General features: G+C 60.9%; 20 protein-coding genes. 7 read left to right on the plus strand and 13 right to left on the minus strand.

Annotation, left to right across the window (positions count from 1 at the left end):
- Window positions 1-69 precede the first annotated feature (69 nt).
- Window positions 70-657, minus strand: coding sequence for a DJ-1/PfpI family protein (locus J0909_RS10680; protein ID WP_207262725.1), 588 nt, complete (start codon window positions 655-657; stop codon window positions 70-72).
- 108 nt (window positions 658-765) lie between these two features.
- On the opposite strand from J0909_RS10680, the gene J0909_RS10685 reads away from it, so the two are divergent.
- Complete coding sequence (locus J0909_RS10685) at window positions 766-1,935, plus strand: aminoacetone oxidase family FAD-binding enzyme (protein WP_207262726.1); 1,170 nt, start codon at window positions 766-768, stop codon at window positions 1,933-1,935.
- Window positions 1,936-2,065: 130 nt separating this feature from the next.
- Here J0909_RS10685 and purT read toward each other — a convergent pair whose 3' ends face one another.
- The 4 genes from purT to J0909_RS10710 form a co-directional block, all read right to left on the minus strand.
- Window positions 2,066-3,247 carry a formate-dependent phosphoribosylglycinamide formyltransferase gene (gene purT, locus J0909_RS10690; RefSeq protein ID WP_207262727.1) on the minus strand — a complete coding sequence of 394 codons (1,182 nt, stop codon included), beginning with the start codon at window positions 3,245-3,247 and terminating at the stop codon, window positions 2,066-2,068.
- 546 nt (window positions 3,248-3,793) lie between these two features.
- On the minus strand, window positions 3,794-5,305 hold the full coding sequence (locus J0909_RS10700; protein ID WP_207262728.1) for a P-loop ATPase, Sll1717 family: 1,512 nt from the start codon (window positions 5,303-5,305) through the stop codon (window positions 3,794-3,796).
- Between the two features lie 747 nt (window positions 5,306-6,052).
- Window positions 6,053-6,661 carry an RdgB/HAM1 family non-canonical purine NTP pyrophosphatase gene (gene rdgB, locus J0909_RS10705; protein ID WP_207262729.1) on the minus strand — a complete coding sequence of 203 codons (609 nt, stop codon included), beginning with the start codon at window positions 6,659-6,661 and terminating at the stop codon, window positions 6,053-6,055.
- 40 nt (window positions 6,662-6,701) lie between these two features.
- The gene (locus J0909_RS10710) at window positions 6,702-8,183 is read right to left on the minus strand and encodes a two-component system sensor histidine kinase NtrB (protein ID WP_207262730.1); all 1,482 of its coding nucleotides are present in this window, start codon (window positions 8,181-8,183) and stop codon (window positions 6,702-6,704) included.
- A 102-nt stretch (window positions 8,184-8,285) separates the two neighbouring features.
- On the opposite strand from J0909_RS10710, the gene rimO reads away from it, so the two are divergent.
- Window positions 8,286-9,611, plus strand: a complete 1,326-nt coding sequence (gene rimO, locus J0909_RS10715; RefSeq protein ID WP_207262732.1) for a 30S ribosomal protein S12 methylthiotransferase RimO — start codon at window positions 8,286-8,288, stop codon at window positions 9,609-9,611.
- A gap of 117 nt (window positions 9,612-9,728) precedes the next feature.
- On the opposite strand, the gene J0909_RS10720 is transcribed toward rimO, so the two are convergent.
- The 4 genes from J0909_RS10720 to J0909_RS10735 form a co-directional block, all read right to left on the minus strand.
- Window positions 9,729-11,117, minus strand: a complete 1,389-nt coding sequence (locus tag J0909_RS10720; RefSeq protein ID WP_207262734.1) for a B12-binding domain-containing radical SAM protein — start codon at window positions 11,115-11,117, stop codon at window positions 9,729-9,731.
- Window positions 11,118-11,120: 3 nt separating this feature from the next.
- Window positions 11,121-11,297 (minus strand): hypothetical protein, encoded by a 177-nt coding sequence (locus J0909_RS10725; RefSeq protein WP_207262736.1) that lies wholly within the window; start codon window positions 11,295-11,297, stop codon window positions 11,121-11,123.
- 93 nt (window positions 11,298-11,390) lie between these two features.
- Window positions 11,391-12,155 carry a purine nucleoside phosphorylase YfiH/LACC1 family protein gene (locus tag J0909_RS10730; RefSeq protein ID WP_207262737.1) on the minus strand — a complete coding sequence of 255 codons (765 nt, stop codon included), beginning with the start codon at window positions 12,153-12,155 and terminating at the stop codon, window positions 11,391-11,393.
- Window positions 12,143-12,724, minus strand: coding sequence for a 5-formyltetrahydrofolate cyclo-ligase (locus tag J0909_RS10735; RefSeq protein WP_207262738.1), 582 nt, complete (start codon window positions 12,722-12,724; stop codon window positions 12,143-12,145). The genes J0909_RS10730 and J0909_RS10735 overlap by 13 nt, the downstream gene beginning before the upstream one ends.
- 143 nt (window positions 12,725-12,867) lie before the next feature.
- Between J0909_RS10735 and J0909_RS10740 the strand changes: the two genes are divergently transcribed.
- The 4 genes from J0909_RS10740 to era all read left to right on the plus strand — a co-directional run bounded on the left by J0909_RS10740 (window position 12,868) and on the right by era (window position 16,873).
- The gene (locus J0909_RS10740; RefSeq protein ID WP_207262739.1) at window positions 12,868-14,247 is read left to right on the plus strand and encodes a sigma-54-dependent transcriptional regulator; all 1,380 of its coding nucleotides are present in this window, start codon (window positions 12,868-12,870) and stop codon (window positions 14,245-14,247) included.
- Window positions 14,247-15,410, plus strand: coding sequence for an ATP-grasp domain-containing protein (locus J0909_RS10745; RefSeq protein WP_207262740.1), 1,164 nt, complete (start codon window positions 14,247-14,249; stop codon window positions 15,408-15,410). The genes J0909_RS10740 and J0909_RS10745 overlap by 1 nt, the downstream gene beginning before the upstream one ends.
- A gap of 134 nt (window positions 15,411-15,544) precedes the next feature.
- A complete protein-coding gene (locus J0909_RS10750; RefSeq protein ID WP_207262741.1) occupies window positions 15,545-15,955 on the plus strand; it encodes a DnaJ family domain-containing protein in 411 nt (136 codons plus the stop codon).
- A 9-nt stretch (window positions 15,956-15,964) separates the two neighbouring features.
- Window positions 15,965-16,873, plus strand: a complete 909-nt coding sequence (gene era / locus J0909_RS10755) for a GTPase Era (RefSeq protein ID WP_207262742.1) — start codon at window positions 15,965-15,967, stop codon at window positions 16,871-16,873.
- Window positions 16,874-16,953: 80 nt separating this feature from the next.
- Here the strand turns inward: era and J0909_RS10760 are convergent, their stop codons facing one another.
- Window positions 16,954-17,211 carry an EF-hand domain-containing protein gene (locus J0909_RS10760; protein ID WP_207262743.1) on the minus strand — a complete coding sequence of 86 codons (258 nt, stop codon included), beginning with the start codon at window positions 17,209-17,211 and terminating at the stop codon, window positions 16,954-16,956.
- A 26-nt stretch (window positions 17,212-17,237) separates the two neighbouring features.
- The gene (locus J0909_RS10765) at window positions 17,238-17,531 is read right to left on the minus strand and encodes a metal-sensitive transcriptional regulator (protein ID WP_207262744.1); all 294 of its coding nucleotides are present in this window, start codon (window positions 17,529-17,531) and stop codon (window positions 17,238-17,240) included.
- A 100-nt stretch (window positions 17,532-17,631) separates the two neighbouring features.
- On the opposite strand from J0909_RS10765, the gene J0909_RS10770 reads away from it, so the two are divergent.
- Window positions 17,632-18,261, plus strand: coding sequence for a TorD/DmsD family molecular chaperone (locus tag J0909_RS10770; protein ID WP_207262745.1), 630 nt, complete (start codon window positions 17,632-17,634; stop codon window positions 18,259-18,261).
- Here the strand turns inward: J0909_RS10770 and J0909_RS18410 are convergent.
- Window positions 18,204-19,265: a rhodanese-like domain-containing protein gene (locus J0909_RS18410; protein WP_286181954.1), complete on the minus strand. Its 1,062-nt coding sequence runs from the start codon at window positions 19,263-19,265 to the stop codon at window positions 18,204-18,206. The two genes, J0909_RS10770 and J0909_RS18410, sit on opposite strands and share 58 nt — an antisense overlap.
- Before the next feature lie 62 nt (window positions 19,266-19,327).
- A complete protein-coding gene (locus tag J0909_RS10785) occupies window positions 19,328-20,419 on the minus strand; it encodes a rhodanese-like domain-containing protein (protein WP_207262749.1) in 1,092 nt (363 codons plus the stop codon).
- Between the last annotated feature and the right edge of the window lie 56 nt (window positions 20,420-20,475).

The raw sequence follows: 20,475 nt of genomic DNA on the forward strand, positions 1-20,475 counted from the left end.
GCATGATGAAAAGCGCGGCGGCCCGGGGAATTTCCCCGGGCCGCCGTTTCATCTTGCGGAAAACGGCGGCTACGGTTCGATGGTCGAACCAAGGACCTTCAGGAAGGCGCGCATCCACTCGGGATGGGCGGGCCAGGCGGGGGCGGTAACAATGTTGCCGTCCACGCAGGCATTGGAGGCCGTGGCGTTGACCTCGCACCAAGTGGCCCCGGCGCCGTCGATGTCGGGCTTGACCGCGGGATACGCCGTGCAGGTCTTGCCCTTGATCACGTCGGCGGCGGTCAGGATCTGCGGACCGTGGCAGACGGCCGCGATGGGCTTGCCCGCCTTGGCGAAGTGCTGCACGCACTTGATTACGTCCGGGTTGAGGCGCAGGTATTCCGGGGCGCGGCCGCCGGGGAGGACCAGGGCGTCGTAGTCCTCGGCCTTGATCTCCTCGAAGGTGGTGGTCACCCCGAAATTGTGGCCCGGTTTCTCGGAGTAGGTCTGGTGCCCTTCGAAATCGTGCACAGCCGTGGCCACGAACTCGCCCGCTTTCTTGCCCGGGCAGACGGTGTGGACCGTATGCCCGACCATCAGGAGCATCTGATAGGGAACCATGGCCTCGTAATCTTCCACGAAGTCGCCGACCAGCATCAGTATTTTCTTGGCAGCCATTTTCTTCCTCCAGGGTAGAGTGTTACAGCTTCCGAAATCATAGCCCCACCCGGTATTTTGTCAACACGGTTTCGTGACAATCCCGCCCCCTTGCCGTAGAACCGCCCCATGAGCCGATTCGACGCCATCATCCTCGGAGCCGGGGCCTCGGGCCTGTGGTGCGCCATGACCGCCGGAGCGCGCGGACGCAAGGTCGCACTCCTCGACCACGGGGCCAAGACGGCCCGCAAGGTGCGCGTGTCCGGCGGAGGCAAATGCAACTTCACGAATCTGGACGTCTCGCCCTCGCACTACCTCTGCGCCAACCCTCACTTCGTGAAATCCGCCCTGGCCCGGCTCTCGCCGTGGGATGTGGTCGGTTTTCTGGGGGAACACGGCGTCACTTTTGAGGAGCGCGACCACGGCCAGCTCTTCACGCTCGAAGGCGCGGGCCGGGTGGCCGGAGCTCTGCAGGAGCGCTGCACGCGGACGGGCGTGGAATTTTTGATTGGACGGGAGATCGGACAGGTATCCGGCAACGGCCCGTTTTCCGTGGAGTTCGGCGGCGAGACCGTGACCGGCGACAGCCTGGTGCTGGCCCTGGGCGGCCCTTCCTGGCCGCAGGTCGGGGCCACGGACCTGGGCTTCCGGCTGGCCGGGCAATTCGGCCTCGCCCTCACCCCGACCCGGCCCGGCCTGGTGCCGCTGGTCTTTCCGAAAAAGCGGCAAGCCCTGTGCGCGGAGATGGCGGGCAACGCCCTGCCCGCCACAGTGGAAACGGGCGGCGCACGCTTCACCGATCCCCTGCTCTTCACCCACCGGGGCGTGTCCGGCCCGGCCGCACTCCAGGCATCCAGCTACTGGCGTGAGCACCAACTCGTGACCATCGACTTCCTGCCCGGCCTGCCGTTGGAGGATTTTCTCACCGAAAACCGCGCCTCCAACCAGCAGTTGCGCAACCTCCTGGCCCGCGTCCTGCCCAAACGGCTACCGCCCCTGCTCCTGGACGCCCCCCTGGCCGAGGCGCAGGTCAGCCAACTGTCCAAGGCGCAAATCGAGGCGGCCTGCGAGGCCATCCACCGCTTCGCCATCACCCCGTCCGGCACCGAGGGCTACGCCAAGGCCGAAGTCACGGTCGGCGGCGTGGACACGGCCCGCATCTCCTCCAAGACCATGGCGGCCCGCGACGTGCCCGGATTATATGTAATAGGGGAAACACTCGACGTGACCGGCCATTTAGGCGGCTTCAATTTGCATTGGGCGTTCGCGTCGGGTGCCGCTTGCGGAAGCGTCCTCTAAGGTTGCCGCCCAAAACCGTAAATCAAAACAGGTCTACCCGCTCATCAAAACAAGGGCCTTGATCAACTTGTTGTCGATCAAGGCCCTTGGCTTAAGCGGACGCTTTGAATGAAATCGGTTTAACTTGCCGCTAATACAAAACAGTTACGGCGGAAGAAACTCTTTTTGCCTTCTCTACGGCAGTCTCAACGTCGTCGGCAAGGGCCAAGGCAACGCCGAGACGACGGACTCCGGCGCATTCGCCTTTCCCGAAGATCAGAACCTTTGTATCCGCCTCACGAAGCGCGACGCCAAGGCCATCAAAGGCGGGCTTGACCGAGGTGCCGTTGGATAAAATCACACTCGAAGCGGCGGCTCCGTATTGCCGGATACCCGGAATAGGCAAGCCCAAAACAGCTCTCACATGCAAGGCGAATTCGCTTAAATCCTGAGAGATGACAGTGACCAGGCCGGTATCGTGAGGACGAGGGGACACTTCACTGAAGATGACATCACCATCTTTCACAAAGAGTTCAACCCCAAAAAGGCCACGTCCACCGAGAGCGTCCGTGATCTTGCGGGCATATTCCTGAGCCTTCGCAAGGGTCGCCTCGCTCATGGGTTGCGGCTGCCAGGACTCACGGTAATCCCCATTCTCCTGCCGGTGTCCGATCGGCTCGCAAAACGAGGTTCCATCAACGTGCCGCACGGTCAACAGGGTGATCTCGTAATCAAAGGGGATAAACTTTTCGATGATGACACGCCCTTCACCGGTACGGCCGCCGGACTGGGAATAATCCCAGGCCTTTTGGATATCAGCCTCGCTTTTCACCGTGGACTGCCCTTTTCCGGAAGAACTCATGATGGGTTTGACCACGCAGGGGATACCGATTTCAGCCACTGCCGCCCGGTATTCCTCTTCCGTATCGGCAAAGCGGTACGGCGAGGTGGTCAGGCCGACCTCCTCGGCGGCAAGACGCCGAATGCCTTCACGATCCATTGTCAGCTTCGTCGCCTTGGCGGTCGGGACGACATTGAATCCCTCTTCTTCCAGCTCGACCAAAGTAGACGTGGCAATAGCCTCGATCTCGGGCACAATATAGTCCGGCTTCTCTTCCGTAATGACCCGGCGAAGCGCGTCGCCATCCAACATGGACATGGTGTAAGAGCGGTGGGCCACCTGCATGGCAGGGGTATCTTCATAACGATCGACCACAATCGTCTCGATGCCGAGACGCTGCGCTTCGATCACAACTTCCTTGCCAAGCTCGCCGCCACCAAGGAGCATCATTTTCTTTGCCGATGCGGTTTTGGCCGTTCCCAATACTGTCATATCCAATCCCTCTGAATTGATTAAAATCAGGCGTTGCACAAAGAATGCTCTATGCCAAAATTTCCCCTAAATTGAAAGGATTTCCCCTTTCGATTTCCGGGGGGATACGGCTCATGGGACCAGACTGGCCATGGAAGACCCAATACAGCGTGAAAACCGTCCGCCGCCGAAGGCTACGCCAAGGCCGAGGTCACGGTCGACGGCGTGGATACGGCCCGCATCTCCTCCAAAACCATGGCGGCCCGCGATGTGCCCGGCGTAGAGATATTGGGCGGCTTCAATTTACATTGGGCGTTTGCGTCGGGCCAGACGTGGGGGGAAGCGTTGTAGAGTTGTTGGTCATAGCTTTGCACCAAACTCCGATACGAATTTCCACATAGCGACAGCATCATCGGTAATTGGCAAATTTTCAAAATAAAGGCCTTGATTGACACGTTGTCGATCTAGGCCCTTTCTCAGCTTAAAAGCGGACGCTTTGGAGCAAAAAACTTATTTGTTTAAAATATACTCCAGATGGATACAGCTCCCCCCAAAAATTTGTCCTTCCTACTCAAAATCGATTAGTTCAAGCCTCTCATATATGATATCGTGGTCATCCGGCTCAAGAGCCCACCTATACGCCGGGTGTACCTCCCATCCAAATCCGAAATCAACGAATCGTCCTGTGAGATATTTATTCTCTTCAAATGTTTTTCGCACGATCACACCATCCTTGTTCTTTCTTCGAGCCGTTAAAAAATTAATTTTATACAAGAAATAATGCAATTGCTCTGCAGTCGCGGGGTGATCCAAGCCATTCGAAAAGAAGAAAGGCTCTTTAGCCATTGCCATTTGAATCTTCGCTTCAACCTGATTCGTTGTGTACACATACGACTCCGAGTATTTGCGATTTTTTTTTGCTGATGGCTTAAGAGCAAAAAGCAGTCGCCGAATGTCTGGAAGCTCCGACTTAAATTCATTTTCAGCATCTTGGACTCTTTCAAGTGAGTAATCCTCAAAAATGGCCTGCAAATCTTCTGTAAGAATCTTGTCCCTATTTTTTTTGCGGGCATTTCTGGCAGCAAGAGTACAAATCATGACCAAATCTCTTGGTCTATTCCTGACCAACGACATCAGGATGCGATAGACAGGAGCATTTTCCCACTTACCGACTCCTTCGAAAGTCTGGGTCATAATTGGATTGAGGTAATTGGCCATCTGAGATTGATGCATTGCCATTAAGTCGACTTCCGATGCATCCCTACCAAAAAATGTTTCCACTCTTTTAACAAGCAGCGCAAGAATTTGATGCCTTTCCCATGTATACCAAATGACAGAACCGCCTATTTTATCGGTAGATTCATCTGATGTTCTAACAAGATAATACACATCAGATCGAAGTGATATCTTGAAATGGACATTGACCATCTCATTACTAATATCCCTAACTGCATTTAATAACGCAGAAATTCTTCTGATATCTTCTCGTTTGCCTTCCCACCCTCGATCAAGATCATCAATATAAACATTGACCCTCTTATTGCTTTCAAAGTTATCAAAAATTGCCTTCTTTGAACTGTCGACAATGTCATTTTTTCTTAACAGATCCAAAACACTTGATATTAACTTATTCGTTGGGAATGAGACTGTGGATATCTTTTCGACCTTGTCCTTGGCAAATTTTTTGATGATTTTGTCAGCGATTATGTCCTTTAACCCCTTATCCCAATCGCGAATGATACGTAAGAAATCTTCATAATTTTCTCCGATCCCCACTACATCGTTTGGCTGAATTTCTATGGGAAGAATTCCTTTGTCGACATCTTCAGCTGCCGCAATTTTGAACAATGCAGACTTGCCGATCCCTTTATGCCCGACCAAAACTCTAAGCTTTAAATCAGCAGCAACTTGTTCATAAATGTCATTCTTGAAGTAATACTCTTTCAATCTAGCGACATCTTCGTCTTCAGCCGCCTCATGGCCGAACATTTTTCGAATGTTTTCTTCTGAAAAGACATTCTTGATTTTTAACCTACCGGCCTTGGCTTCTTTTTGTAATTGTAAAAACGGGTTCGACATTGGGACCTCAAATTCAAAAGGATGAGTAATACGACAATATCCTCAGTGTATAATTTATCATCCCGAAACACATAAACCAAATAAATATCAGTTGTCTATACTTTATTAAGTAAGCTAAATCGCGTAGGGAAAAATCCACTGTGTGGAGATTTCGACCTCCCCTTGTTCTCAAATTTGCTCCTTTGGCCACTAATCAAAATTGGCGAGACACATGCTCTCAGGCTGTTGAAAGGTTCTTCTCAAACAACCCACCAAACTTGCCTTTTGATTTTTGCTACAGAACTTGCGACAGCAATGCCAGCAGTTCTGCGGTGACTTGCTAAAGAACAGGCCCTTGGGCAATTCCTTTACCCCCAGCTCAGGCAGAGAACCAATTAAAATAAACGGAATAAACCGACTCCTGTTTAAGGAGCGAGCTCGAAAAGCGGGTTGGGGAAAGAACTCCAACTAAAATCCAAAGCCCCTCATCTCCGTCGCCATTCCGCCTGCCCCCTCCCCCCCAAAAAACACCCCGCGATTTGCGCAAGGAAAACGCCGCACCATGATTCGATCATGGCACGGCGTTTGTCGTTTTTCTTGCGCAAATCGCAAACCGGCACGGCGAGGGGCGTTCGTACAAACCTCGCCGAAGGCGACATGGGGGGTCCAGGGGGCTTTGCTCCCTGGCGGGTGCAGGGCAGCGCCCTGCCCGTCGGAGACGCCCCTGCGGCGAGCAGCCGCCGGAGGCATCCCAACGCAATCACAAAACTATTTGTTGGCTTTCTCCCAAAACCCGGGCCACTGCTCCAACAGCTTCTTCATGGCCTTGCCCCGGTGGGAGCGGCCGTTCTTGACCTCGGGGTCGAGCTCGGCCACGTGCAGACCGGACTCGGGGTCGATGACGATGACGTCATAGCCGAAACCGCCCTTGCCCTTGTAGCCGTGGCCGACGGTGATCTCGTAGGCCCCGTCCGCATGGATCTCCGTGCCGTTGGGCGCGGAGGCGGCCATGACGCAGCGGTAGCGGCCCGTGCGTTTGTCGTCGGGCACGTCCTTCATTTCGGCCAGCATCTTCTCGTTGTTGTCGCGGTCGTCGTGCTGCTCGCCCGCATAGCGCGCGGAGTAGACGCCGGGGCGGCCGCCCAGGGCGTCGATCTCGATGCCCGAGTCATCGGCCACGGCCACCATGCCGGTGATCTTGGCCACGGCGCGCGCCTTGATGAAGGCGTTGTCCAGAAAGGTCTCGCCGGTTTCGGGAATATCGCCGATCTCCGGGAATTCGGCCAGGCTCTTCACGGCCACCCCGAAGGGCTCGAGCATGACGGACAGCTCCCGGATCTTGCCCTTGTTGTTGGTCGCCAGAACGATGGTATCCATACATCTTCCCCCTGAGGTGGTGTGTTTCAGGGGGACGAACCTACGCGGAGTCGCCGGAATCTTCAACCGCCAGGATGGGCGGCAGGTACAGGGTCACCTTGGTGCCGACCCCCTCCATGGAGATCAGGTCCACCCGGCCTCCCAGCTCGCCCACAATCTTGTGAATCTGGGCCAGGCCCAGGCCCACGCCCTTGTCCTTGGTGGAGAAAAACGGACTGAAGATCTTGTCGCGGATGTCCAGCGGGATGCCCATGCCGGTGTCCTCCACGGCGAGCATGGCCATATCCTGGCTCATGGTCGTGGTCACGAACAGCTTGCCGCCCGAGGACATGGCCTCCAGGCCGTTCTTGATGAGATTGATGAGACACTGCTTGATCATGTCCGGGTTGGCGTGGACCTTGGCCATGCCTTCATCCAGGGAGATGTGCGGCTCCACATTCTGGTTGGAGCACGGCAACTGCATGACGTCCATGGTGGCCGAGACCACCTCGTTCAGGTCCACTTCGGCCACCCGGGCCTCGGTGGGCCGGGTGAAATTGAGCAGGCTGCGCAGGACCTCGTCCAGCCGCCGGGACTCGTCCAGGATGATGGACAGTTTCTCGCGCGCCTTGTCGCTCACATCCTTCTCGCGCATGAGCGAATTGGCGAAGCCGCTGATGGAGAAAAGCGGGTTGCGGATTTCATGGGCCATGTAGGTGGACAGCTCGCCGATGGAGGCCAGCCGCTCCGCCTGTTGCAGCCGATTCTCCATGGCCCGGCGATGGGTGATGTCGCGGCGGATGGCGACCACGTGGTTGATCGCGCCGTCCTCGTCGGCCACCGGGCTGGTGTATACCCGGAAATACTGGACCCGCCCGTCGGGGTCCACGAAGCTGGTGGTGGACTCGGCGGGAGCGCGGGTGCGCAGGGTCTTTTCGAAGGGGTCCTCCCACTTCTCGCATTCGTTCTCGCCGGACTGGGAAAAGATCTCGCAGTAGCTCTTGCCCTCCAGGACGCGCTTGGGCAGGCCGGAGCGGTCCAGCACGGTCTGGTTCATGCCGAGGACCTTGCCGGTCCGGTCCAGAAAGAGGATTTCCTGGTCCATCTGGTCGATGATGGTCTTGAGCATGTTCTGGGTCTGCAACAGATCCACCTTGCAGGCCACCCACATCCGGTTGGAGGCCAGCAGGTTGATGAAGAAATGCGCCGCGCCGCGCTCTACCAGGGTGATGGACGGGGGCAGATATTTGCGCAGTTCGTAGACCAGGCTCGGTCGGCCCGTGGCCTCGATGACCATGTTGATCTCGGGATGCTTCTCCAGCATGGCCTTGTAGCCCGCATAGGTGGGGATGATGCGGCCCGAATCATGGGCTTCGGGGAGCACGGCCTCGCCCGGCAGAGCCACGGCCACCACGCCGATTTCCTTGAGGATCTCGTCGTTGCTCCGATCCTTGAACATCTCCCAGAAGGCCAGCAGCGCGGGGATATCCCCGATCACGCCGATAATGTAGCGCTTGTCGTCCACGACGGAACCTTCAATCATTTGACCTCCTCCCCGTCCTATGCTCAGTTGGCGCGCGTCCGGGCTGGACTTTGCACCGACTGAAGATTACCCCATTCAGGAAACGTTATCAAAGGAAATGACATGCCGAAAGCCGCCCCTCCCGTGCGAACATACACCGTCAGCCTGGGCTGCCCCAAGAACCGGGTGGATACCGAGCGGCTGCTCGGCGCGCTCGGACCGCGCATGGTCCCGGCGGACAATGCGGCCGAAGCCGACCTGGTGCTGGTCAACACCTGCGGCTTCATCCAACCCGCCATCGAGGAGTCCGTGGCCACCATCCTGGATGTGGTGGGCGAGGCCGCCGAAGCCTTCGCCAAAACGGGACGCAGGCCGCTTCTCTGCGTGGCCGGATGCCTGGTCTCGCGCTACGGCGACGACCTCAAGAGCGAGTTGCCCGAAGTGGACCTGTGGCTGAACACCGAACAAATCGAGCAATGGCCCGCCATGGCCGCCCGCGCCCTCGACGTCCGGCTGTCCGGCGACACCCCGCGCAGCCTGTCCACCGGCCCGTCATACGCCTACCTCAAGGTCTCGGAAGGGTGCTCCCACAACTGCCGATTCTGCACCATCCCATCCATCCGGGGCCCGCACAGAAGCTGGCCCGTGGATTTCCTCCTGAACGAAGCCCGGCTGCTGGCCGGACAAGTGCCCGAGATCATCGTGGTGGGCCAGGATTCCACGGCCTACGGCTCGGACCTCGGCCCGGGCAACGACCTGCCCGCCCTGTTCAAGGGGTTGGCCGCCATTCCCGGCCTCGACTGGCTGCGCATCATGTACCTCTACCCCGCCGGGCTGACCGAATCCCTGCTCGGACTGCTGCGCGACACGGGCGCGCCGTTTCTGCCCTATTTCGACATCCCCTTGCAGCACGCCCACCCGGAGGTGCTCGGTTCCATGGGCCGCCCGTTCGCCCGCAACCCGGAAAAAGTCGTGGAGCGGGTGCGCAAATTCTTCCCCGAGGCCGCCCTGCGCACCACCTTCATCGTCGGCTACCCAGGCGAGACCGAGGATCATTTCCAAACCCTCATGGACTTTGTCCGCAACACCCGGTTCCACCACCTCGGGGTCTTCCCCTATTGGGCCGAGGAAGGCACGCCCGCGGCCGCCATGGCCGACCAGGTCCCGGAAGCGGTCAAGCTGGACCGCCGCGACCGGCTCATGGCCCTCCAGGCCGAGATCAGCGCCGAAATCCTGGAAGGATACGTGGGCGAGACCGTGCCCGTTGTCATCGAACGGGAGTCGGAGGAATGGCCCGGCCTGTATGTCGGGCGGGCATGGTTCCAGGCCCCGGAGGTGGACGGGGTGACCTATGTCGGCGCTCCGCCCGACGCCCGCCTGGAGCCGGGCGTGATTCTCGACGTCGAGATAGAGAAGGCCGACACGTATGATCTTTCGGGGCTCGTGTAGGGCCTCCGGGAAATGCGTTCCCAAGCCATCAGACGATAAGAAAGGCCGCCCACGGGGCGGCCTTTTCGTTGAAGAACACGCGGCGGGCAAGGAAATGCCCGTCCAATTCGCCGTCCGCTATCCGGCCTCTCCATGGAGCAATTGCTTCCATCGCCTGGCCTCGTCCCAGTTGAAACCGCCGGGCACGCAGGGCCAGATGGAATTATTCTGGAAGAGCGGCTCGTCCCCGATGGGGTACGGGCTCGCCGCGCAGGCCGTGTCGAACATGGGCGAGCCGGGGATGGGCGTGTAATGCGCCAAATGAGGACGGAACCCATAGCCGCGCACATGGCGAACCGCCTGCTCCACGTTGCCCAAGTCCTGGCCGGGCAAACCGAAGAGGATGTACACGCCGATGTCGTCGAGATCGAAGCCCGCCGCAACAAGATTCCTCGCCCCCGCCTCCCACTGTTCGCGGGTCAGCTTGACGTCGTGACGATGGTCGAAATCCGTGGTCTCCAGCCCCAGGCGGACCGTGGTCAGCCCGGCCGCCTTGAGACGGGCGCAGACCTCGGGAGTGAGATGGCGCACGTGCATGGCGTTGGGCGTGTGCAGCCGCAAGTCCATGTCCGAGCCCGCGATGCGATCCAGGACCGGCCAGAGCCAGCGGTCCGGGTTGACCAACAGCGCGTCGTCGTAAAAGGCGAAATCGCGCACGCCCCGGTCGTACTCCGCCCGTATGGTTGCCATGACGGCGTTGGGCGCGCCCTGGCGGAAATGGGGATACAGGGCATGGCTGGCGCAGTATTCGCAGTGAAAGGGACAGCCTCGCGAACCGAGCAGAATGGAATAGGCCGGATCGGCATAAAGGTCGAGAGCCAATGAAAGGGCCTTGTTCCCGGTAGGTTGTGCGGCATCAAAATCAATCAAGTCACAGAGCCTGGCCCAGTTGGCGGATGTTTCCAGCGGCCCTTGCAGGAGGTGGGCCTTGGCGTGGGTCCGGGCATGGTCTCCGCACAGGGTGGCGTAGGTGCCGCCAAGGAAACGCGGAGTGTCGGGCCACAGTTCCGCGCAGACGTCGAGAATGTCCAGCGCGCCCGGGTACCAATAGGTCATGATGGTCGTGACCAGCACGGCGTCCGGGACGGGATCGAGGGCCTCCAGGGCCTCGACGATCCGCTGGCGGGGCAGACCATAGCGCGAGTAGCGGCGGTCCATGAACGCCAGCGGCGTGGGCGGGGCGATTGCTTCCTTGGGATAATGGCCAGTACCGTACTTGCCGGTCTTGGGCCACTTGAGGCCGCGCTCGGGGTCGGACCGCCAGGTGGGGTCCAGGCAATCCAGGAGAGCCACCGAGGCCCCGGCGGCGCGAAGCATATCCAGGCAGGCGAGCAGTCCGGCCGGACGCGACCAGACGTTGAAGGCCGCGAAGTCGGTGATCCATGGATTGATGCCCAGGACGAACGGGCCGTCTTCCCGGCCGGGGAGGCTCGACCGGGGAATATGCGGAAAGACGGGCCGGGTCATGGGCTAATGGTGCAGGATGTTGGTCAGAATGGACATCCCGAGCATGACGATGACCACGATGAGCAGGATGTTGGTCATCCGGTCGCGCCGCGCCGCGCGCTGCTGCTTGGACCGGGTGAACTGGCCCAGAATTAGAAAAATCAAGCCAAGGATGATGATCAGTTTGACAAGCAGGCTCATGGGGAGGGTGTAGCGGGTTTTTCCGGAAAAGTCTCGCCGAGGGTGAAGGCGCCGCCGCGATGCATGCGCCGGGAACGGACGGACGCCGCCCGGCTAGGGCCTGATCCAGATAATCCCGCACTGCCTCCCGGTGTCCCGCACCGGGCTGGCGCACGCCTTCCTGTAGGAAAAGAAGGTCTCGTCCATGGTCATGGTGCACAGGTCCATGCCGAAGATCTGTTTCTCCGGCACGCCCGCGTCCATAAGCTGGTCGCGGGTCAGCCGCCAGAGGTCCATGGTCCGGGTCTTCGGGTCGTACCAGGGGCGGAACGCGGGGCCGAAGTCGGTTTGGAAGTTGACGAACTGGGCCGCGCCCGGGCCCAGGGACGGACCGCGCACGGCAAAGACGTCGCGGGGCTTCAAGCCGTAGTGTTCGCAGAAGCGGCGCACGCCCGAGCCGGGAAAATCCATCTTGTTGCCGCGCCAGCCCGCGTGCAGCCCGGCCACGAACCGGCCCGAGCGGTGAGCCAACAGGATGGGCTGGCAATCGGCGGTCTTGATGACCAGGCCATGGCCCGGCTCGGCCGTGGTCATGCCGTCGCCGTCCGCCGTGGCGTGCTCCTCGGGCGCATGGGGCGTGGGGTCAAAGTCGATCACGTCGCCGTGCACTTGATTGAGTTCACACCAGCCGGTCAACCCCATGCGCGTGAAGACCGCCCGTCGGTTGGCGGCCACGGCTCCGGGGTCGTCGTTCACGTCGAAGGAGATGTTGGCCGAGTCGTGAGGCGGCTCGGACACGCCCCCCTGGCGGGAGGTGAAGGCACAGGCCACCTGCGGGACATCCACGAACTGAAAAGGGAAAAAAGCTATGGCCGCCATAAGTTCTCGTCGGTGCAGACTACGTGGACCGGCTTGTCCCACGGCTGGGTGGGGACCCGATCGACAAGCTGGAACTCGTGCCCCACGCCCACAATCAGAGTGTCGCGCATGGCGTCCCTGGCCAGCAGCCGGTCATAGTACCCGCCGCCGAAACCCAACCGGTTGCCCTGGCGATCAAAGCCCACGCCGGGAATGAGCGCGATCTGCGGGCGACACGAATCTTCGGCCGGACACTTGGTCGCGTCCGGCTCCAGGATGGAGAATGCGCCGGGTGTCATTTCGTCTTCGCAGGCCGCGCAGGCCAGGTCCATCTCGCCGGGCCGGTCCGGGCGGCAGCGGGGAAAAAGCACGCGGCAGCCGCGCCGCCACAGCTCGGCGGCCAGGGGACGCAGGTCGATTTCGCCGCGCACCGGCCAGTAGAGCAAGGCCTCGGTGGCGTTCTTCCATTCGTACAGGGTGCGGATGAGCGACACGGCGCCTTCGCTGGCCCGGGCCACCTCGTCGGCGGACAGGGCGGCGCGGCGCTCCATGAGGCGCTTCCGCAATGTGGTCTTCTCCATTTCTTCCATGCCCCGCACCATACCATGAGCCGGGCGGACAATCCAGCGCCAAGCGGTGAAATCCGGGTGACACCGACATGCCCCTTGGTTTTCGATCCGTCTTGATCTATCTTGGCTGTTGATACGCATCAGCCACCCCGAACGGAGACCGAATGGCCGCAAACATCCTGATTCTCGACGACGAAAAAAACTATCTGCTCATCCTGGAATCCATCCTGGAGGACGAGGGGTACCACGTGACCACCTTGTCCGACCCGGAGATGGGCCTGGCCTATCTCGAAGACTCCGAGGTGGACGTGGTCCTGACGGACATGAAGATGCCCGGCCTGACCGGCCAGGACGTGCTTGAACACTGCAAAAAGAACTATCCGCACATCCCGGTGCTGATCATGACCGCCTTCGGCTCCATCGAGGCCGCGGTGGAGGCCATGCGCATCGGGGCCTACGACTACATCACCAAGCCCTTCGCCAACGAGGAGCTGCTCCTGTCCATCTCCAAGGCCGTGCAGTACGCCTCCACCCAGCAGGAGAACATCCGGCTGAAAAAGGAGATCCGCGACCGCTACTCCAAGGGCAACATCATTGCCCGGGGCAAGGGCATGCAGCAGGTCCTGGACATGGTCGATCGCGCCGCGCCGAGCAAATCCACGGTGCTCATCCTGGGCGAGTCCGGCACGGGCAAGGAGCTCATCGCCCGAGCCATCCACACCTCCTCGCCCCGGCGCGAGGCCCCCTTCATCACGGTCAACTGCATGGCGCTGAATCCCGGGGTGCTCGAATCCGAACTTTTCGGCCATGAAAAGGGCTCCTTCACCGGGGCCACGGCCATGCGCAAGGGACGCTTCGAGCAGGCCAACAAGGGCACACTCTTCCTGGACGAGATCGGCGAACTGACCCCCGAGCTCCAGGTCAAGCTCTTGCGCGTGCTCCAGGAACACCAGATCGAGCGCGTGGGCGGCACCGAGACCTTTGACGTGGACATCCGCATCGTGGCCGCCACCAACAAGAATCTCCAGGACGCCGTGGCCCGGGGCGAGTTTCGCGAAGACCTCTTCTACCGCCTCAACGTGGTCTCCATCTTCCTGCCGCCCCTGCGCGAACGGCGCGAGGACATCCCGCTGCTGGCCGCGCATTTCCTTGAAAAATACAACAAGGAAAACCAGATGGAGATCACCGGTTTCACCTCGGCGGCCATGGACTATCTGTCGGCCTACGAATGGCCGGGCAACGTCCGCCAGCTCGAAAACGTGGTCGAGCGGTGCACGGTCCTGGCGCGGGCCGACGTTATCGACGCCGATGACCTGCCGCCCGAGATCAAGGACGAGGAAGCCCAGTTCAAGTCCGCCGTGGACCTGCTGCCCGCCAAGCTGAACCTGGCCGACACCATGGACAAGATCGAGGGCGCCCTGGTCAAGCGCGCCCTGGTCCGCACCGACTTCGTCCAGGTCAAGGCCGCCGAAATGCTCGGCCTGTCCAAGTCCAACCTGCAATATAAACTGAAAAAATACGGCCTGACGGGCAAGGCGAAATAATGATCGTCCTCGACTACCCCTATGTCTCCCGGCTCCTTGTGGATTCCGTCCTGGAACTCGGCCTGCCCGTGCTCGACACGCCCCAGGCCAGGACTCTGGCCGGGGACGCCCCCCTGGACTATATCGACGAAATCGAGTTCTCCGCCCGTCTCGCCCTGGGCGGCAAGGTCTACACCAACTCCGAAAACGGACTGGGACACGTCCTGCGCTGCCGCTGCAATGAAGACCTTGCCCGCCAGATCGACATCTGCAAAGACAAGGCGCTCTTCCGCGAGACCGTGGCCGCGCTGCATCCGGGCTACCGTTTCCTGCGCGTTCCCTTCGAGGGGTTGACCGAATCCGCCATCCCGGACATACCCTGCCCGTTCATCGTCAAGCCCACGCGCGGGTTCTTCTCCCTAGGCGTGCACGTGGTCAACACGCCCGCCGACTGGCCTGCCGTGGTCCGGGCCATCGCGGCCGAACGCGCCGCCCTCAACGACGAATATCCCGAGACCGTGGTCAGCGGCGGCGAGTTCCTCGTCGAACAGTCCATCCCGGGCGAGGAATACGCCATCGACGTCTACTTCGACGCCGAGGGCAACCCGGTGATCACCAACATCCTGCACCACCATTTTATTTCCGAGGACGACGTCTCGGACCGCCTCTACTACACCTCGGCCGGGATCATCGAAACCTGGATGCTGCCCTTCACCGACTATCTCCGCGAGGTGGCCAGGGAGTGCGCCTTCCGCAATTTCGTCACCCACATCGAAGTGCGCGTCACCGCCGACGGCGACATCATCCCCATCGAGGCCAACCCCCTGCGCTTCGCGGGCTGGTGCGTGGCCGACCTGACCTCCTTCGCCTGGGGCTTCAACCCCTACGAGTGTTATTTCAAGGAGCTGCGGCCGGACTGGGACGCCATCCTGACCGAAAACCGGGGCATGGCCACCCTCATGGTCATCGGCGACCTGCCTTCCGGGCTCGACCGCTCCCGCATTCGCGGCATCGACTATGCCGGGTTCCGGGCGTTTTTCTCCAACATCCTGGAATTTAGAGAAATCGACTACCACCAGTACCCGGTTTTCGCCTTTGCCTTCGCCGCCATTCCCGAAGACGAACTCGAAGCGTTCAAAGCCGCCCTCGCCCAGGACTTCACCCGCTTCGCGATCATGGACTAGGCGGGCCTCCCGGCGGATGGCAAGCCGCGCCCGGCCCGGGCCCTTCGGAAGGTGCTCGGGCGCGGAAACATGTGCGGATTCCGCAGCCAACACACCCTTTGACTCCCCCATCGGAGTATGGGAAAATCCCCCGCATGTTCAACGTCACGGCGGTCATCGCCGAAGAGCTCATCCGCAAGGCCCAGGAGGAGGGCAAATTCGACGACCTCGAAGGCATGGGACAGCCCCTTGCGCCCGACGAAGCCGCGAACCTGCCCCCTGAGCTGCGCATGGCCTACCGCATCCTCAAGAGCTCCGGGCACCTGCCGCCGGACATCCTTGAGGAAAAGGAGATCACCTGCGCCATCGACCTGCTCGAACATATGGATGACGAGCAGGAGCGGTACCGCCAGGTGCAGAAGTTGAACGTCATGATAATGCAGATGAACGAACGCCGGAACCGCCCGGTGACCCTGGACTCGTCCAGCGACTATTACCGCCGCATCGTCGAAAAGGTGCGCCTCGCAGAGGAACGGTTCGGCAATCCCGACAAGGGACACCAGTAAAGGAAATACATGCATAAATTCGGTATGATCGCCCTGATCGGGCCGCCCAATGCGGGCAAATCCACCCTGATGAACACCTATCTCGGTCAGAAGGTGGCCATCGTTTCGCCCAAGCCCCAGACCACGCGCAACCGCATCAGCGGCATCCTGACCACGGACGACGCGCAACTGGTCTTTCTGGATACCCCCGGCATCCACCGGCTGCGCGGCAAGATGAACCGCTTCCTGCTGGAGTCGGCCTGGAACGCCCTGGCCTCGTCCGACGCCGTGGTGGTCCTGGTGGACGCGGCGCTCTATTGCGCCAAACCCCAGCTCATCGACAAGGAGATAGGCCCCCTGGTCAAGCCTGTCGGCGAGTCCGGACGCCCGGTGCTGGTGGCCGTGAACAAGATCGACCGCATCAAGGAAAAAGATCAGCTCCTGCCGTTCATGGCCCGGCTTTCCGAGCTGTGGCCCGAAGCCGAATTCGTGCCCGTGTCGGCCCTGAGGGCCAAGGGCACGGAAGAGCTGCTTGAGCGGATTCTGGCGCACACCCCCGAAGGGCCGCAGATGTTCCCGGAGGACCAGATCTCCACCGTGCCCCTGCGCTTCATGGCCTCGGAGATCATCCGCGAAAAGCTGTTCTATTCGCTCCGTCAGGAACTGCCCTATTCCACGGCCGTGGAGATCGAGCAATGGGACGAGGACTCCCGCGAGGACATGGTCGTCATCAACGCGGTCATCTACACCTCGCGCAAGGGGCACAAGGGCATGATTATCGGCAAGCAAGGCGCGAACCTCAAGGCCATCGGCACGCAGGCCCGTCAGGAGATCGCCGAGCTCATCGGGCAAAAGGTCCACCTGGAATTATGGGTCAAGGTCCGCGAGGGCTGGACCGAGGACCCCGGCTTCCTGCGCACACTGGGCCTGGGCGAATAACCCGGCCGCGGAAAGCCCAAACGACGAAGGGGGCGCCGTCCATGTGGACGGCGCCCCCTTCGTCGTTCGGGCAAAGACGGCTATTCGTGATTTTTGGAGCCCTGGGCCTGCTTGTAGGCTTCCCACTCCTCGCGGGACACCGAACCGTCCTTGTTCGTGTCGGCCTGGTCGAAGACCGAGGTGTCGCCGTCGGGAAAGGCCACCAGGAACTCGCCCTTGGACATCCAGCCGTCCACGTCCGCGTCCAGGGAATGGAAGTTGACGTAATAGTTGGTCTTCGCGGCCACGGGCTGGCAAAGCAGCAGGGCGAAAGCCAATGCAAAAAACAATGTTCTCATTCAATCACTCCATGAATTTCGACTGATCAGCCTTCGATGAAGCCGGTGACCACGGAGATGAATTTGTCCAGGGACTCCTTGGAATCCTGGCCGCTCTCCACGGACTCGGCGTAGCACCTGAGCAGGTAGCGCTTGAGGATCAGCTTGTTGGCCGATTGCAGGGCGGAACGCACGGCCCGCACCTGAACCAGAATGTCCTGGCACTCCTTGCCGGATTCGATCATGCCCTGGATGCCGCGCACCTGTCCCTCGATGCGTTTCATGCGGGACAGCACGTTTTTCTTCAGGGTCTGTTCCTCGACGCTCAGGTGCTCTTCCATCTCGTTCTCCTTTGTCTCAAGCCATGTTCCCATTGCCATGCCGCAGGCTTTACCATACTGTCGTAGGGTATCATCCGCAAGGCATCCGGGGGTCCCTCTCATGTCCATTTCCCAATCGAATCTCTTTCTGCTCAAGATGACGGAATTATGCGCCGCCGTGTTCCGGGGGCCGAGCGAACAGGAGTGGGCCCAAATGGCCACCCATGCAGTGCCCGAACTCCTTGACCGTGTCCAGGAATTTCCCGGCTTCCCGGCCGACGCCATCACGGCCTTCGGCGACGCGCTCGCGTCCTACGCCGACATAGGCTTCTTCTCGGCGCTGGAAGCGGAATACGTCCGCCTGTTCATCGCCGCACCGGGCGGCGTGCCGGTCCCGCTCTACGAATCCTGCCATTCCAACGCCGGTCGCCGGGTCATGGGCGCAAGCTCCCTGGCCATGCGCGACCGGCTGACCGAAGTCGGGCTCGAAGTCGGGTCCATGTCCAACGAGCCGCCCGACCACCTGTCCCTGGAGCTGGAATATCTCTTCCACCTCTGCTCCAAGGGCTGGACTGACGAGCCTGGCGCAGCCGAACAGGGCGCCCGATTCGCGGGAGAAGTCATGCTTCCGTGGGTGAGCCGCTTCCGCGAGGCCCTGGCTGCGGCCGGGACGGAGGCGGGACCGGGCCAGGTCTACCTGGCCGGAGCCGACCTTGTCCTGGCCCTGCTCACGGTCGTGGCCGAAGGCTGACCCCCGGACGGCCGCTTGACCGCCGAACGGAGCACGTCGAGGAACCGCTCGTCCGGCTCGAAGTATCCCCGCTTGATCAATTCGATGCGCCAAGTGCCGTCGCCCCGGGCCCGGACCAGGTAGGCCAGGGGCAGCTCGGCCTGGCCCAGGCACTCGAATATCTGCCCGCTTCGGTCCGAAAACAGCGGGTAGGCCACGTCGTAATGCTTGCGGAACCGGACCACGGCCAAGTTGGAATCGTACACCCCGATGCCGATGATCTTGAGCACCCCGGCCAGCTCCGGGTCCGCCTCCACCTTCTTGAAAAACCGCGTCAGCATCTTGGTCTCGGCCACGCAATCGTTGCACAGGGTGTTGTAGAGCTGAATGAGCACGAAGCGCGCCTTGAGTTCCGAGAGTTGCAGGAACCGGGCCCCCTCGGGCAGTTCCAGGTACTCCCGGTCCTCGTCGCCGTTGAGCACCGCCACCCGGCAGGTGGGGAAGTCGTCGCCAACGGCCAGTACATGGACCGCCTGGGGCGTACCCTCGATCCGGTCGGGATGCCGCTCCTTCCAACCGTGAAAACCCGCCGGATACCGATATACCCGGGTGTAGCCGAGACGCGCTGCCCAGCGCGCCGCAATGGAGCTGCGCAGTCACCTGAAGCTCCGGCAGTAGATGACCAGCAGCCTATCCCGGTCCGGCCCCATGAGAGCGGCCAGGGCCCGGCGTTTCTCCGGGGAGAGATCCAGATCGTCGCCCAGGTCGAACTCCAGGTTGGCCGCGCCGGGGATGTGCCCGGCCTCGAATTCGTAATCCGCCCGGGCGTCGAGCAGGACCATGTCCGTCTTGTCGTCAACCAACCTTTTCAGCCCGTCGTCGTCGATCAGGCGATAGTCGTCGCGCCGGGCCTCGGCCTGGGCCGATGCCCACCAGACCTCGTTTTCGTCGGCCCGGGCGGGCGCTGCGGCCAGAACGCACGAGGCGAGGAGCAGCCATGCCATACGGATGATGTTTCTCGACATAAATGCTCCCCGCCTTGCGATTTGGCGTGCCGGGGCCGACCCCGGCCGTCCGTGGCCGTCCCCTACTTGTTGGGATGGACCTCGTAGCTGTTGTCGTCGCCGAAGGAATTGGTGGCTTCAAGATAGAAGACGTTTTCCACGTCGGGACGAATGTCCTTGAACAGGTAATAGGCCTCGCCCGCGCGCGCTCCCGTGACGCAGGAGAAGACGATGGGCTTGTCCGTGGGGATCTCCTTGGCCTGCTTCTCGACCATGTCCACGGGCATGTTGATGGCGGACGGGAAATGCCCCGCTGCGAACTCCTCGGGGTCGCGCACGTCGATGAGCAGGATGGCGGACGGACTGTCCTTGATGGTCTTCAGAAACCACTCGGTGTCCACCGCGCCCTCGGCCTCGCCCGCGACCACGGCGCTGTCCGTGCCGCCGAACATCTCCTTCCAGCCGGGATAGCCCGCCTCGGCCACGAGCACGTTCTTGTAACCAAGCGAGCGGGCCATGACCGCGGACTTGTGGGACAGGGCGCAGGCATAGCCGCCGCAATAGTAGATCAGCGTGGAATCGGCCTTGTCCACGGGCAGCAGGCCGCGCTTGTCCGCGAAGTCGCGCTCGGGAATGCCGATGGCCGACGGGATGGCCCCTTCCAGAAACTTCTTGTAGGGCCGTGCGTCGATGAGCATATACTTGCCGCCTTCATTGATGCGCGCGGAAAGGTTCTCCAGGCCGATGGAGTAGTAGGGCGCGTGCTTCTTCCAGTCCGGGAACCCGGCGGCGTAGACCTTGACGTTGGTGTAGCCCAGAGCCTCGGCCGCGAAGGCGGACTTGTGCGACAGGGGGCAGGCATAGCCACCGCAGTAGAAGACCAGCAGCGCGCTCTTGTCCTCGGGCAGCTTGTCGATCATCTTGTCGAACTGGCTGGCCGGAATGGACACGGCCGTGGGGATGTAGCCGTCCACGTACTTGGGCTTGTACGGTCTGGAATCGATGATCATCACGCCCTTGGGTTTGGGCATCTTGGCGTACTTGGCCACGAACTTGTAGTCCACGATGGAATGAAACTGCTTGAATTTGACCTGCTCTTGAGCCATGGCCGGAGCGGCCACGGCCGTCACGGCAAACGCCAGCAGCAGGGCCGCGGCAATCAATTTCCTGTGCATGATAAACTCCCTTCCTAAGAATTGTTTTCTGCCGTCCCCCAGCCGGGGCGGCTGCC

This window comes from Desulfovibrio sp. Huiquan2017 (genome assembly GCF_017351175.1).
GTDB lineage: Bacteria > Desulfobacterota > Desulfovibrionia > Desulfovibrionales > Desulfovibrionaceae > Pseudodesulfovibrio.